This window comes from Microcystis sp. M061S2, assembly GCF_020245605.1.
Taxonomy (GTDB): Bacteria; Cyanobacteriota; Cyanobacteriia; order Cyanobacteriales; family Microcystaceae; genus Microcystis.
Genome location: NZ_JADBUP010000132.1, coordinates 25,957 through 38,414, shown reverse-complemented (window position 1 = coordinate 38,414; position 12,458 = coordinate 25,957). Strand labels below are relative to the sequence as shown.

At 43.3% G+C, this 12,458-nt stretch carries 12 protein-coding genes and 1 pseudogene; 3 read left to right on the top strand and 10 right to left on the bottom strand.

Features of this window, described 5'->3' with window-relative positions; genetic code table 11:
- The 4 genes and pseudogenes from IM475_RS23060 to rpsO form a co-directional block, all read right to left on the bottom strand.
- Positions 1-175 (bottom strand): annotated as a pseudogene (locus tag IM475_RS23060) (Uma2 family endonuclease); the annotation flags it as partial.
- A gap of 64 nt (positions 176-239) precedes the next feature.
- On the bottom strand, positions 240-1,295 hold the full coding sequence (aroF, locus tag IM475_RS20125; protein ID WP_150978449.1) for a 3-deoxy-7-phosphoheptulonate synthase: 1,056 nt from the start codon (positions 1,293-1,295) through the stop codon (positions 240-242).
- Between the two features lie 58 nt (positions 1,296-1,353).
- Positions 1,354-1,818: a PAM68 family protein gene (locus tag IM475_RS20120; protein ID WP_287661863.1), complete on the bottom strand. Its 465-nt coding sequence runs from the start codon at positions 1,816-1,818 to the stop codon at positions 1,354-1,356.
- A gap of 24 nt (positions 1,819-1,842) precedes the next feature.
- The gene (rpsO, locus tag IM475_RS20115; protein ID WP_002738807.1) at positions 1,843-2,112 is read right to left on the bottom strand and encodes a 30S ribosomal protein S15; all 270 of its coding nucleotides are present in this window, start codon (positions 2,110-2,112) and stop codon (positions 1,843-1,845) included.
- 259 nt (positions 2,113-2,371) lie between these two features.
- On the opposite strand from rpsO, the gene IM475_RS20110 reads away from it, so the two are divergent.
- Positions 2,372-2,701, top strand: coding sequence for an NAD(P)H-quinone oxidoreductase subunit M (locus tag IM475_RS20110; RefSeq protein ID WP_002738864.1), 330 nt, complete (start codon positions 2,372-2,374; stop codon positions 2,699-2,701).
- A gap of 272 nt (positions 2,702-2,973) precedes the next feature.
- Here the strand turns inward: IM475_RS20110 and IM475_RS20105 are convergent, their stop codons facing one another.
- Positions 2,974-3,729, bottom strand: a complete 756-nt coding sequence (locus tag IM475_RS20105; protein WP_287728899.1) for a cobalt-precorrin-6A reductase — start codon at positions 3,727-3,729, stop codon at positions 2,974-2,976.
- Between the two features lie 552 nt (positions 3,730-4,281).
- On the opposite strand from IM475_RS20105, the gene IM475_RS20100 reads away from it, so the two are divergent.
- Positions 4,282-4,947 (top strand): choice-of-anchor R domain-containing protein, encoded by a 666-nt coding sequence (locus IM475_RS20100; protein ID WP_353737464.1) that lies wholly within the window; start codon positions 4,282-4,284, stop codon positions 4,945-4,947.
- Between the two features lie 319 nt (positions 4,948-5,266).
- Here IM475_RS20100 and IM475_RS20095 read toward each other — a convergent pair whose 3' ends face one another.
- The 5 genes from IM475_RS20095 to IM475_RS20075 form a co-directional block, all read right to left on the bottom strand.
- Positions 5,267-6,217, bottom strand: a complete 951-nt coding sequence (locus IM475_RS20095; protein ID WP_287659835.1) for an NAD-dependent epimerase/dehydratase family protein — start codon at positions 6,215-6,217, stop codon at positions 5,267-5,269.
- Positions 6,218-6,692: 475 nt separating this feature from the next.
- Positions 6,693-7,583 carry a class I SAM-dependent methyltransferase gene (locus IM475_RS20090; protein WP_287728897.1) on the bottom strand — a complete coding sequence of 297 codons (891 nt, stop codon included), beginning with the start codon at positions 7,581-7,583 and terminating at the stop codon, positions 6,693-6,695.
- Between the two features lie 15 nt (positions 7,584-7,598).
- Positions 7,599-8,831 (bottom strand): NAD(P)/FAD-dependent oxidoreductase, encoded by a 1,233-nt coding sequence (locus IM475_RS20085; RefSeq protein ID WP_287728895.1) that lies wholly within the window; start codon positions 8,829-8,831, stop codon positions 7,599-7,601.
- On the bottom strand, positions 8,828-9,787 hold the full coding sequence (locus tag IM475_RS20080) for a hypothetical protein (RefSeq protein WP_287728893.1): 960 nt from the start codon (positions 9,785-9,787) through the stop codon (positions 8,828-8,830). The genes IM475_RS20085 and IM475_RS20080 overlap by 4 nt, the downstream gene beginning before the upstream one ends.
- Complete coding sequence (locus IM475_RS20075; RefSeq protein ID WP_287728892.1) at positions 9,787-11,247, bottom strand: MBOAT family O-acyltransferase; 1,461 nt, start codon at positions 11,245-11,247, stop codon at positions 9,787-9,789. Before IM475_RS20075 ends, IM475_RS20080 begins: the two co-directional genes overlap by 1 nt.
- A 162-nt stretch (positions 11,248-11,409) precedes the next feature.
- Here IM475_RS20075 and IM475_RS20070 point away from each other — a divergent pair, with 162 nt between their 5' ends.
- Positions 11,410-12,381 carry an FkbM family methyltransferase gene (locus tag IM475_RS20070; protein WP_287728891.1) on the top strand — a complete coding sequence of 324 codons (972 nt, stop codon included), beginning with the start codon at positions 11,410-11,412 and terminating at the stop codon, positions 12,379-12,381.
- Positions 12,382-12,458 lie beyond the last annotated feature (77 nt).

The following is a 12,458-nucleotide window of genomic DNA, read 5'->3' as shown; positions in this document are numbered from 1 at the left end:
CTTCTAGGGGCATAGTAATCTCTAAAGTGCCACGATCATAAAATAAATGGGCGCGATTATTTTCCCCTAGGGCCTGTAAAATTTGCCGATAGGATAACCAACTGAGATGATTAAAAACTACCCGTTTTTCGCCCCTAATTTGCTCAGTATTTAACTCCAGAGGAACTGTCACCATAACTGCCCCGAAAAGCGAAATTTATGCCCAAAAAAGGGGGTTGATTCACCCCCTTATTATCTTATTAAACCAGTGCTGGAACCTGGGGCCAACGCCCGATCGTCTTACCGATGACCGCTAACTCCTGAGTTAATCGATCGAACCGGTCGGGAGTCAAGGATTGCGGCCCATCAGATAGGGCCTTGGCCGGGTTAGGATGCACCTCGATCATCAAGGAATCGGCCCCAGCTGCCAGGGAAGCCATGGCCATGGTCGGTACATATTCCCATTTACCCGTACCGTGGCTAGGATCGATCATGATCGGCAGGTGAGTTAAAGTTCTTAAAACGGGAATACAGGATAAATCTAGGGTATTACGAGTATATTTACTGTCAAAGGTGCGGATACCGCGTTCGCAGAGAATGACATTGCTATTTCCTGCCGCGAGGATATATTCTGCCGCCATCAACCAATCTTCAATAGTGGCCGCCATGCCGCGCTTGAGTAGGACTGGTTTCGGTTGCGCCCCAACTTTTTTCAGGAGGGAAAAATTCTGCATATTGCGGGCCCCCACCTGCACCACGTCGGCTATTTCGACAATCTTATCGAGATCCGCCGCGTCCATTACTTCCGTAATAATACCCAAACCACTGGCATCTCTAGCCGCCGCTAGTAATTCCAAAGCGCTTTCCCCGTGACCTTGGAAAGCGTATGGAGAAGTGCGGGGTTTGTAGGCGCCACCGCGGAGGAATTGCGCTCCGGCTGCCGCCACTCGTTTGGCAGTTTCCACGATCATCGCCTCATTTTCCACCGAACAGGGGCCGGCGACAATGCTAACGGGATGATTTCTGCCGATGGGGATAACACCGTTAGGAGTGGGGACTAAAACCTCGCTGTATTCCCCGTGACGGTATTCTAAAGAGGCGCGTTTGAAGGGTTGTTCGACTCGCAGGACGGTTTCGATCCAAGGGCTTAGTTCTTGGATTTGTAGGGGGTCTAATTCCCTGGTTTCTCCGACTAAACCGATGACGACTTTATGCTTACCGACGATTTTTTCAGGACTTAATCCCCATGCCTCGAATTCAGCACTGACGCGCTCGATTTCAATTTCCGGGGAACCAACTTTCATGACAATAATCATGGCATTAACCCTTTATTTTTTTCTTTAATCTCTATTGTTGACGATTTCTAGAGGTTATCTATTTTTCTTCCACTTCTTTTTTGCCGGACCGCCAAGCAGCGATCGTTCTGCCAAAATTAGCTTGAAATTCTTGCCATCCTAGCCAATCCCCCACCCGATCCTCGTCCCAAGAAGCGGAGAAGATGCCATAACTCAGACCGATAAAACCTAGACCAAATAGGCTTAAACTGACGAGCATGGCGACGTAGGAAGGGATTTCGAGAAGATCGTGGCTAATAATCCAGTAGAAGCCAAAAAAGGAAGTTATCCCCAATACTGTCGGAATGCCACAAAATACCGCCATCCGTTTGGCCATCCGTTGACTGACCGCTTGCGGAATTGCCTTTAAGCTGGTTTCCTCGGAGCGATTCTTTATCGGCGGTGGCACGGGACTAGGGGCAATTTTCGGGGTTTTTCGCTTATTTTGGCGCGGCTCAAAGGGAAGACGCTCTTTTTTCTCCGTCGATTTCGATTCAGAGGCCATGGTAGGGATGCAAAGGGGGTAAGCTTAACGGCGAATTCCGAGACGACCAATCAGGGTTTGATAACGTTGTTGATCTTTCTTCTGGATATAGGTTAACAGTCCCCGACGACGACCGATCATCTGGAGTAATCCCCGACGGGAAGCGTGGTCTTTCGGGTTAGCTTTCAGGTGTTCGGTCAGTTGGTTGATTCTCTCGGTTAGGAAAGCTACCTGTAACTCCGATGATCCTGTATCGGTTTCGTGGGCCTGGTATTGGCTGATTAGTTCTTGTTTTTTGGTCTGGGTTAAGGCCATAGGACTCGTGATCTCTGCTTAAATACTGCAATCTATTATAGTATCACGTTTCTGGTCAATCCGTAAACAGTATTCGGGAGACAGGAGATTATTCTTATTTATTCTCCCCGCTCCCCACTTGCCACTTGCCACTTGCCACTTGCCACTCCCCACTTCATAATTCATAATTCATAATTCATAATTTATAATTCCCAATTCCCCATTGCCGCAAATCATGGCAAAATCTTAGACATAGCGTCTAACTTACCCTGAAGATTCCATGCTGTTAAAATCCACGACCCGTCATATTCGCATTTATACGGCTGAAGTAAAAAATAATCAATTAATCGAGAGTAACAATGTTTTGACTCTTGATGTGGATCCCGATAATGAATTTAATTGGGAAGAAGTGGCTCTCAATAAGGTTTATAGTAAGTTTGATGAATTGGTAGAATCCTACAATGGGGAAGAACTGAGCGAATATAATCTCCGTCGCATCGGTTCAGATCTAGAACATTTTATCCGTTCTCTCCTGCAAAAAGGCGAAATTAGCTATAATCTCAACGCCAGAGTACAGAACTATAGTATGGGTTTACCGAAATTAGGGTGAACGATTCCGCGTCAGTCCCCACCCGGACACCTAGCGGGGTGGGGAAGTTCCACCGCGGCAATGAGGAGTTTCACTCCTTGGGGTGAGCGAAGAATTGCCTGTTACTCTTTTGGTTTTGGTAGTCGCTTAATGTATTCGCGTAAAATTTGAGCCGTACTAATACCATTTTTCAAAAACTGTAACCTACTTAGGGTTTGCGGCAAAAAGTTTTTCTTGGGGGCAGGGTGTGGGGTGTGGGGTTTTACCGATTTTCGATGATTTTCCCAGAAAAATCAAGAGAGCCATCTTTTTTCTAACCATGCTAGGACACTTTCAACATCTGCCACTTTTTCTCCTTCAGGTACAGGTGGACGTTGTACCATGACCACGGTTATTCCCAACTCTCTAGCGGCGATAATTTTGGCGTAGGTGGCATCACCGCCGCTATTTTTACTCACGATCGCCCCAATCTTATATTCTTGTAAAAGAGAGCGCTCTGACTGCAAAGAAAAAGGCCCCCGTTCCAACAATAATTTTCCAACCGGTACGATGGCATCCGCTTCTGGCGGGTCGATCATCCGCATCAAAAACCAGATATTGTTTAAATGTGCATAACTTGCCAGTTCTTGCCGACCAATAGTGAGAAATATTCGCGGCGCTAACCCCGATAAAATATTCGCTGCCGCTTGATTGTTTTCTACTTCAATCCAATTATCTCCAGATACTTTTTCCCAAGCTGGACGACTTAAGATTAATCGAGGAATACCACAATCCGAGGCGGCTTGAGCGGCATTAAAGGAAATTTGTGCGGCAAAGGGATGGGTGGCATCAATTAAACAATCAATGCTTTCTTGGCGTAGATAATTGGCTAACCCGGCGGCACCACCAAACCCCCCCCGGCGAGAAGGAGTTGTGAGAGTAATCGGTTCTCTCGTGCGACCGGCAAAGGAAGCGATGGCATCTATACCCGGAATTGTCGCAATTTTAGCCGCTAATGCCGCCGCTTCCCCCGTTCCCCCTAAAATCAGCACTCTTTTATTTTTAGTCATCCAGATAATTGCCAAAAGGTTAACTAATTTTCCATCTTCTCACCGGCTCTCTTGGGTGGGTAAAGGAAGGAACCACAAAGACACAAAGAACACAAAGAAAGATCGCTCCCATATAAGTAGCTGGTTATAATTAGGGCTTGCTGAATAAAGCTAAAAACCTTGTTGGATAAGACTTTTAGACCTTTTGTCAATCAAAAAGTACCAGGCATGGGAGTGATCGGGGGGAAATTTAGGCACTTTTTCCCTGAAAATTAGGTAATTGACCGCGTGAAAATGGGTAAAACCCCACACCCCACACCCCACACCCCACACCCCACACCCTGCCCCCACCAACAAACTTTTTGCCGCAAACCCTACTTATCATCTACCTATCTTAAAAACTTGACATTTCTACACTAAATTCTATATTCTGCGGACGAGGCCGTACAACCTAGCGAGTTAATCTGCGCTAAGTTACTACAAACCTTTTTTCCGAGCAGATGCTCAGAAGATAGACCATCAATCAAGAACAATTTCAACCTTCTTAACCTTAAATTGGAAAAATGACCAAAAATCAGCAAATTCTGGCAAAAATCGGGGGGGGGTAGCCTTGCTCTCCTTCTTTCCCTAGGTTTAGGACAACAAGCTTCTGCTGTCACCCTCGTTGAGAACTTATCTCAAGGAAATAATGGCACAGGAGATGTAGCCATTAACGTTTGGCAAGGATCAAGCTTTACAACTGGCAGTAGCAGTTATAACCTTAATTCTGCTACTCTTTTGTTCGGAGAAAACACCGCCGATCCCAACTTGTTTGTTCGTCTCTATAGCAACAGCAGTGGAACCCCCGGCACTCAGCTAACCAGTTTTACTAACCCGGCTTCCATTACCACCTCTCTCGCCAATAACACCTTTACCCTGGCTACTCCGTACACATTAGCCGCTAATACCACTTACTGGTTAGTCAGTGGTATTTCAAGTGGTACTGGGTCTTATATTTGGGGGTATACCTCATCTGCCGCTCAAACAGGACTCCCTGGTTGGACGATTGGTGATGGTTTCGTTAAAAGTAACAGTCAAGGGGGAAGTTGGGATTCTTTTCCTACGGATGGCCCTTACCAATTTAGCCTTGAGGGGACTACTTCTCCACCACCCACTAGCGTCCCTGAACCGGGTTCTGTGGTTGCCTTGTTAGGATTGGGAGGATTAGGGTTAGCTTCTAGCCTGAAGAAACGGAAATAGGAACAGTAGGGTGGGGGCGACTCGATTCTCTTGTCTCGTGCCAAGGTTCCACCTGGCAATGGCAAAAGTCAGCGTCTCCCTCCCTTCCCCGATGGGTTATATATGTAGGGTCTGCTGAATAAAGCTAAAAACTTTGTTGGGTAAGACTTTTAGACTTTTTGAAATCAAAAAGTGCCGGGCATGGGAGTGATCGGGGGGAAATTTAGGCACTTTTCCCTGAAAATTAGGTAATTGACCGCCTGAAAATGGGTAAAACCCTACACCCCACACCCCACACCCTGCCCCCACCAACAAACTTTTTCAACAGACCCTAATTAACTTAACAATATAATCCCTGAATCCACTGCCATTCTTGGGCTAATCCTTCGGCTAAAGAGACTTGGGGGTTATAACCTAGAATAGTACGCGCTTTGGTGACATCGGCGGCGGTGTGACGGGCATCTCCCCGGGCCAATCCTTGATGCGATCGCTTGATCGGTTTACCGATGACTTTTTCCATGGTATCCAAGACATCCAGCAATACCACGCGACTACCACCACCAATATTAAACACCTCACCCACCGCTTCCGGCACGACGGCAGCGGCTAAATTGGCGGCTACAGCATCGCTAATGAAGGTAAAATCGCGGGTTTGTTTGCCATCCCCGTAGATGCCGATTGGTTTACCCGCGATCGCTGCTTGAAAAAACTTATGGAAAGCCATATCGGGACGTTGCCGCGGTCCATAAACGGTGAAATAACGCAAGGCAGTGACGGGAACGTTAAAATTCTGGTGATATAGCCAACAGAGTCTTTCTGCCGCTAATTTGGTGATGCCGTAGGGTGAAACTGGTTGGGGACAAAGGGTTTCCGGAGTCGGCATCGTTTCCGCGTTGCCATACACCGAGGAGGTGGAAGCAAAAACCATCCGTTGTAAAGAAGGGGTTTCCTTAGCGGCCTCAAGAATAATTTGAGTAGCATTTATATTTCTTTCGGTATATTGACGAAATCCATCACCCCAGCTTGCTCTGACTCCCGCTTGGGCTGCCTGATGAAATAATACTTCTACTCCTGGCAACAGTTGTCTCCAGTCGAGGGCTTGTATATCCGCTTCAATTAACTTAAATTCGGGATATTTTGCTAGAATATGGGCATTTTTGCGCTTTAAACTGGGGTCGTAATAATCGTTAAATTGATCGATACCGATCACCTGATCTCCTTGTTCTAAAAGCTTTTCTGCCAAGTTAGAACCGATAAAACCCGCGACACCAGTAACAATATGAGTAGCCATTTAATCCTAGTCGTTGATATTTTGTATCGATTGTAATCATTTTTGCGCTTTTTGCCGCAATCAATTTCCGTCGTCCGCTGTCAGCTTTTAGGGGTCAAAATCGATAGATTGATTATATCTCCTGCAAAAATCAAAAATCTTCTCTTAGATTAGGAGACGGGAGACGGTCTAGAGGAGGACAGGGTAAGCGCATCTTAACAATCCTTGACAAAATGAACTTTAGGTGAGTTGCTTACCCAGAGGACGATTCAGACATATTTGAGGAAAATTGCCCATCTCAATTGTTAAGCAAAAATCGACCAAATGGGTCGATTTCGTGACTATTCTGATTGACTGGTATCACTTGAAATACCCGCACAGCAAACGGATCACAAAATTGGCCAATTGTCAATAGCGTTTAAGATGCTCTCACCCTGGTTGCTGCTTAAATTAACCTGCTCCAACAAGTTATTAATTATCGGTTAATTTCCCTGACTCATATAGTCTTAAATTTGCCAAAAGCGCGAGGATGTCCAGCTTTTTGGGAACAAAGAAAATAGCGCGCGGGTTCGTAATGATTTTCAGCACTAAAAGGGGAACAGAAATTATCTCCGAGTAAATCTTCTCGCACAAAGAAAGCATTCACTCCCGAAAAACTACAACCCACCAGTTTATAACCCTTTTGATGACCAAGTTTTTCTAAAGCTTTCAAACTTGATCCCATATGACTATTATATTTCCATTGGTGACTGGGATTATACTGCATCACCCAACTGGATTCGGGGTGATAAATAGCATTATATTCAAGAATTACCACCCGGGGACGATAATTAGTAATTGCTTGCCAGACCCAATAATCATTACCATCAATATCAATGGATAATAAATCTAATTCTGTCGGTACATTGCCCTCTCGAAACAAGTCTTCAATATTTTCGGCAGTGATAAAAGTATTTTTTAAAGTTAATTGTTGCTTAGCAATTAAATCTTCAAAAGATTGGCGAATACTTTTACAAAATCGCTCACTGCCTTCAATCCAATAACCTTGCCATCCTTTCACTAACAAATAGGTACTATTATTTTCTAAACCGTTGCCAACTCCAAATTCCACAAAGAATTTATTTGTGGTTCCAATGCGATTAAAAATTTCGCTAGTAATGCCATCTTCTCCCGCTTGCGAAAAAACCTTAAATTCGTAGCGGTTTAGTTTTTTAGGGCTATCATATTTTGGGTTTTTATACAAGTTTTCTAGCAGATAATTGTCAATTTGTAACTCTGTTAGTATATCTTGATATTTTGAGGAGGAACTATTCAGAGACTTAAGGTTTTTGAGAATCTCTGGGATTGCTTGCCAAGGTGCTGCCATACTTTTGAGAAAGTTTTTCATGGATTTTAACTACAGTTAACGAGTATTTTTTGATTCAATCGGTTGTTTAGATAACACTTGTGAATAACGGAGTCGGAGAAGAATTTTTTTTGCCCAATGTTGAAACACTTTCAATTGATGACGTTTGCTGGGTAAACGCAGTATATAGACAAATCGACGCATTATATCAGCTAATCTACCAGTAATATTAATGCCAAAACTGGAGACAAGGGCTGATTGTTTACCTAAGGTTAACATATCACCTAAATGCAGATAATAATAGGATTTGAGCGATTTTTTTCTAATCACTGCCGAGATATTTTTGGCTACTACACTGGCTGCTTGATAGGCTGCTTGTGCTGTGGCAGGAATTACCTGTTTACTAGGATAAATTTCGGCTATATCCCCAACGGCAAAAACTTCGGGATAGTCGATTAATTGTAAACTGGAACGGGTTAATAATTTGCCTTGTGCTGTTTTCTGACAATCTAAATTATTGATCCAATCCTGTGCCTCAGTTCCTGCTGTCCACAATAATAAATCAATGGGGATAACCTCATTTATATTATCTTTAAATACGGTTATGGAATTAGCGTTAACTTCCTTTAATCCCGTGTTTAAATAGAGACTAACATTCTTGGCTAAAAGGGAACGATAGGAAGCAACACGCACCGATTTAGGGAAGTTTTGCAGTATTTCCTCGTTCCTTTCCACTAGATGAACTTTGCCTTTTTTTCCTAAACGATCAGCTACCTTACAGGCTAATTCTACTCCATTGGGACCGCCGCCAATAATTGCTAAATTAATTGAAGATTTTCCTTGAGTTTCTAAGTCATGAATTGCCGTTTGTAATCTTTCCACATCCTCTAAACTCCGAAAAGTTAGCCCATAATCGGCTAACCCCGGTATAGCCGGCCAACGATTCCGCACTCCCACCGCTAAAACGAGGTAATCATAATCTATAACCTCCTCATTTTCTAAATATACTTGATGATTGTTTAAGTCAATATTACTAGCTTTTTGAGTTTTTAAATTAACCTGAGTTCCTGTTAATAATTGACGGTAGGAAGGGGCAATTTCCCAGCGTTGCAATTCTCCTGTAATTAGTTCATAGAGAAGGGGAGTAAAGAGAAAATGGTCTTTTGGTTCGACTAAAGTTATTTGCCATTGACATGATTTTACTGCTGTTAATCGACTCAGATCGAGTGCCGTATATAACCCTCCAAAACCACCCCCCAGAATGCAAATCTTAGTTATAGGTTTATTCATGGATTTTTATTCTCAGTTGTGTTTAGGATGGGTTTCAGTTCCGAAACTAATTGTTCTGAACGAATAATTCTCGCCGGGGGTAAAAGATGATAGTGAGTGTCAGCAAAAATAGTAGAATCGGTCTTAATATTCAAGTCTTTTGGGTCATAAATTGTTGGCACAACCCGACTTAATTCTTCAGCAGATTTGCGAATATTAGCAACGGTTTTACCCTCATTTTTAGCATAAACCCAGGGCAAAGAAACCACTAAAGTCGCTCCTTTTGCTTCTAAATCTTTCTTGAGTTTTTCAATAACTTTAATCGAGTGAGGAGAAGCAGCGGTATCAAAGGTCATTTGCCACCATTTCCCCGTTCTTTCCTTAACTATAGTCGGATCACCTGTATTAGTAATCGGATCGGAAAGATAACCCGTCATTCTGCCTTTGGTGAATAAATCAACCATCGATTTAGTGACTGGACGCATCCCCGGAATACCTAATAACCAAGTATCCTCGATCATGGTTTTTAGAGGTATCCCACCTAACCCCGGTTTGCCAATAGCGACGCTAAAAGGTGCGGATCCCCAAAGTCCTTCGCCGCGATTAAAACCGTCCTCATCCATGAGCATGAGATATTCGGGAATCAGCAGAATTACGTCCCCTTGGCGCGCTTTTTCGAGAATCATAGCGGCAATGACATTTAAGCCGATATCCCCCTGTAAACCGAAGTTAACCACGGGCATTCCCAATTCTTTGGCCATTAATTCCGAATTTATGCTATAATGCGCCCCCGATCCCGCCGTGACGATTAAACGCCGCTGTCCTTCGACCTTTGCTGCGATCGCTGATTTTTCCTCGTACATCATCCGCAACCAGCTTAATTCGCCGCCGTAGATGACATTATAAACAAAGCCGAGGGACCAAGCGACTCCCACAGAAGCTAACCAGGGGAAAGGGTTAAAGGATTTAGTATTCATCAGAATTCAAAGTAAATAAAGTCACCGGTATTAGTGGAAGCTAGGAGAATAGTTAAACATAGCAATATTTTAGACAGCCAAGGCGATAACAATAGTTCATATTCAAATTTTTTCTGGGCAATAGCCAAATGTTCGAGGATTAAAACAATGATACCAAGAACTAAAGCAACGCTTAAAACTGCTCCTTGATTAAGACTATAGGAACTAAAAATCTCACCGATATTAGCTAAGGAATAATTGAAAGGATTGGCAATAACCAGCATTTTGCCGATTAATCTTCTGGTGTTAACCTCCATGAAAAAGAGACAACCAAAAATGACCGCCAATTGCGTTAAAGCCCAGGAGAGAATTTGCGGCTGAGAAACGTATTTTCCGACGAAAGCATAGAAAGGTCGGCCTAGATAACGCAGTAATAATAATAATGCCCCGTGGTAAGCACCCCAAAAGATAAAATTCCAAGCCGCACCGTGCCAGAAACCTGAAAGAGTAAAGGTGATAAATAGATAAAAAGGCGCCCAATTTTTATTGGAACCCATCAGGGGTAAAAACACATAATCCCGAAACCAGGTGCTAAGGGTAATATGCCAACGTCGCCAAAATTCGTTAATACTTTGGGATGTATAGGGTGCTAAAAAGTTTAATTCTAATCTAACCCCGACAAAATAGGCTAAACCGACAGCAATAAAGCTATAACCGCCGAAGTCAAAATAGATTCTCAGGGTGAATAAAAAGGCCTCAAACCAGATATACCAAGCATTGTCGATCATCTTATCTAATTCGATGTAGGGCGCAATGTTATCGGCGAGGACAAATTTCATAAATAAACCGAGGGAAAGCCAACGCAAACCCTTCTCGAAGTTTTCTCCTGTAAATTTGAGGCGAAATCCCTCCATTTGTGGTAATAAATCCCGGCGACGCTCGATCGGACCTGCGACAATTTGGGGGAAAAAGGAGATAAAATTGACATAATCGAGGACGGCTAGGGGTTTCTTTTTCTTTTCGCGTAGGGAGTCCACCACGAAAGCCACCATCTGGAAGGTATAGAAGGACACCCCCGGCGGTATTTGGCTAGGCACGGGAATCGGAGAAAGTTCCTTCCAGTTAGGGGGGAGAGAAACGAACAATCCGATGATTTCCTGCACAAAAAAGCCGAAATACTTGAAGTAAGCGAGGACGAGAATATCAATGACGATAACGATAGTGGCTAGGAGATTCGCCTTCCAGCCGCCGATTTTCAGCACTAGCCAGACCATAATGTAGTTAAAGGCTAGGGAAACGATGAAAACGAGGAAACTGGTACGACTAGCGTAATAGAATAGGATCAGGGACAGTGCCGCTAATCCGACCCCATCAAAAACACCTCGCCAGAGATTGAAGGACTTCGCTATATAGCGCGCCGTTAAGAAAGGAACGCTAAAAAGGATTAATATCCACCAAAATATAAAATCAGAGTAATTCAAGGCTTGTTAACTCCTGATGGTCTGTGTTACCTTGTCTGAGATGGGTTTCCTGACTTCTGATGCTCAGAGACGAGGGATTTTCTTGACAAGCCTATCAAACTTTGTCAGACTTGTCCATAAAATTACTCCCAGCAACCCTCAAGAATTGAGGCTAGACAAGCAATGCTTTACCAAAAACTGTTAGATGCTCATAAACGCTATCGGCAATTTAAGACTTATCCCCATATTACCGATAAATATTGGTCTAGTCAGTTGGCAGAGCATAATATTAGTCCTAATTATGTGGAATATGATGCTAAATCTGGTCAACTTTTTTATAAACCTTTAGGGGTCAGTTTAAGCAAAAATAAGCATGATTTTCTTTTGGGTAGTAAAGTTTTTAACAAAGCTAACGCCTTAAAAGCTCTGGCTGATTGTAAATTTTATATCGATGAGCAGCAGGAATTAATTATCGAGATCGATGGAGTTAAGTTAATTATCGAGACGGGACAGGATTTAGATATCGCCCATGAAATTTTCCTTTTAGGTGTATATAATTTCCTCTATGATAAGCCCTGTGTAGCGATTGATATTGGTATGAATACGGGTTTTGCTAGTCTCTTTTTTGCCAATCGAGCTAATGTGAAAGCTGTCTATAGTTACGAACCTTTTAAGGCTACCTACGACCAAGCTTTAAGAAATTTTGCCCTCAATCCTAATCTAGCGGAGAAGATTAAAGCTTTTGATTATGGAGTCGGCGCTCGGGATGAAATTATTCAAGTCGAATACGATTACACCGTGAAAGGTAGTGTTGGTATTTCTGGTATTGACAACCAATTAAAACCTTTTGCCTCGAAACAAACAGCTACAGCCGATTTAATTCTTAAACCTTTCACCGATGTGTTTAAAGGTATTACCTCTGACTATCCCGATATCGATATAGTTGCCAAGATTGATTGTGAAGGTTCCGAATACGAAATCCTCGATTCTTTAGCGGCAACTGGTCAATTGGGACAGATCAAAATTATCATGATGGAGTGGCATAACAAGGGTCCCGATGCTTTAGTCAAACATCTGCAAGACTTCGGTTTTATCATCTTTTCCAGGATGCCTCGCAGTAAAAATGTCGGCACTTTGTACGCAATTAAACCCTAAAGTACAGAAGTGAGGTGATGGGGAGATAGGGAGATGGGGAAATTTCAACTAATACCCCAAAACCCCAACACCTTCTA

Bases quoted from the DNA above. Each gene is read 5' to 3' on its own strand.
- aroF (WP_150978449.1), bottom strand. From the start codon at position 1,295: ATGATTATTGTCATGAAAGTTGGTTCCCCGGAAATTGAAATCGAGCGC.
- IM475_RS20120 (WP_287661863.1), bottom strand. From the start codon at position 1,818: ATGGCCTCTGAATCGAAATCGACGGAGAAAAAAGAGCGTCTTCCCTTT.
- rpsO (WP_002738807.1), bottom strand. From the start codon at position 2,112: ATGGCCTTAACCCAGACCAAAAAACAAGAACTAATCAGCCAATACCAG.
- IM475_RS20110 (WP_002738864.1), top strand. From the start codon at position 2,372: ATGCTGTTAAAATCCACGACCCGTCATATTCGCATTTATACGGCTGAA.
- IM475_RS20105 (WP_287728899.1), bottom strand. From the start codon at position 3,729: ATGACTAAAAATAAAAGAGTGCTGATTTTAGGGGGAACGGGGGAAGCG.
- IM475_RS20095 (WP_287659835.1), bottom strand. From the start codon at position 6,217: ATGGCTACTCATATTGTTACTGGTGTCGCGGGTTTTATCGGTTCTAAC.
- IM475_RS20090 (WP_287728897.1), bottom strand. From the start codon at position 7,583: ATGAAAAACTTTCTCAAAAGTATGGCAGCACCTTGGCAAGCAATCCCA.
- IM475_RS20085 (WP_287728895.1), bottom strand. From the start codon at position 8,831: ATGAATAAACCTATAACTAAGATTTGCATTCTGGGGGGTGGTTTTGGA.
- IM475_RS20080 (WP_287728893.1), bottom strand. From the start codon at position 9,787: ATGAATACTAAATCCTTTAACCCTTTCCCCTGGTTAGCTTCTGTGGGA.
- IM475_RS20070 (WP_287728891.1), top strand. From the start codon at position 11,410: ATGCTTTACCAAAAACTGTTAGATGCTCATAAACGCTATCGGCAATTT.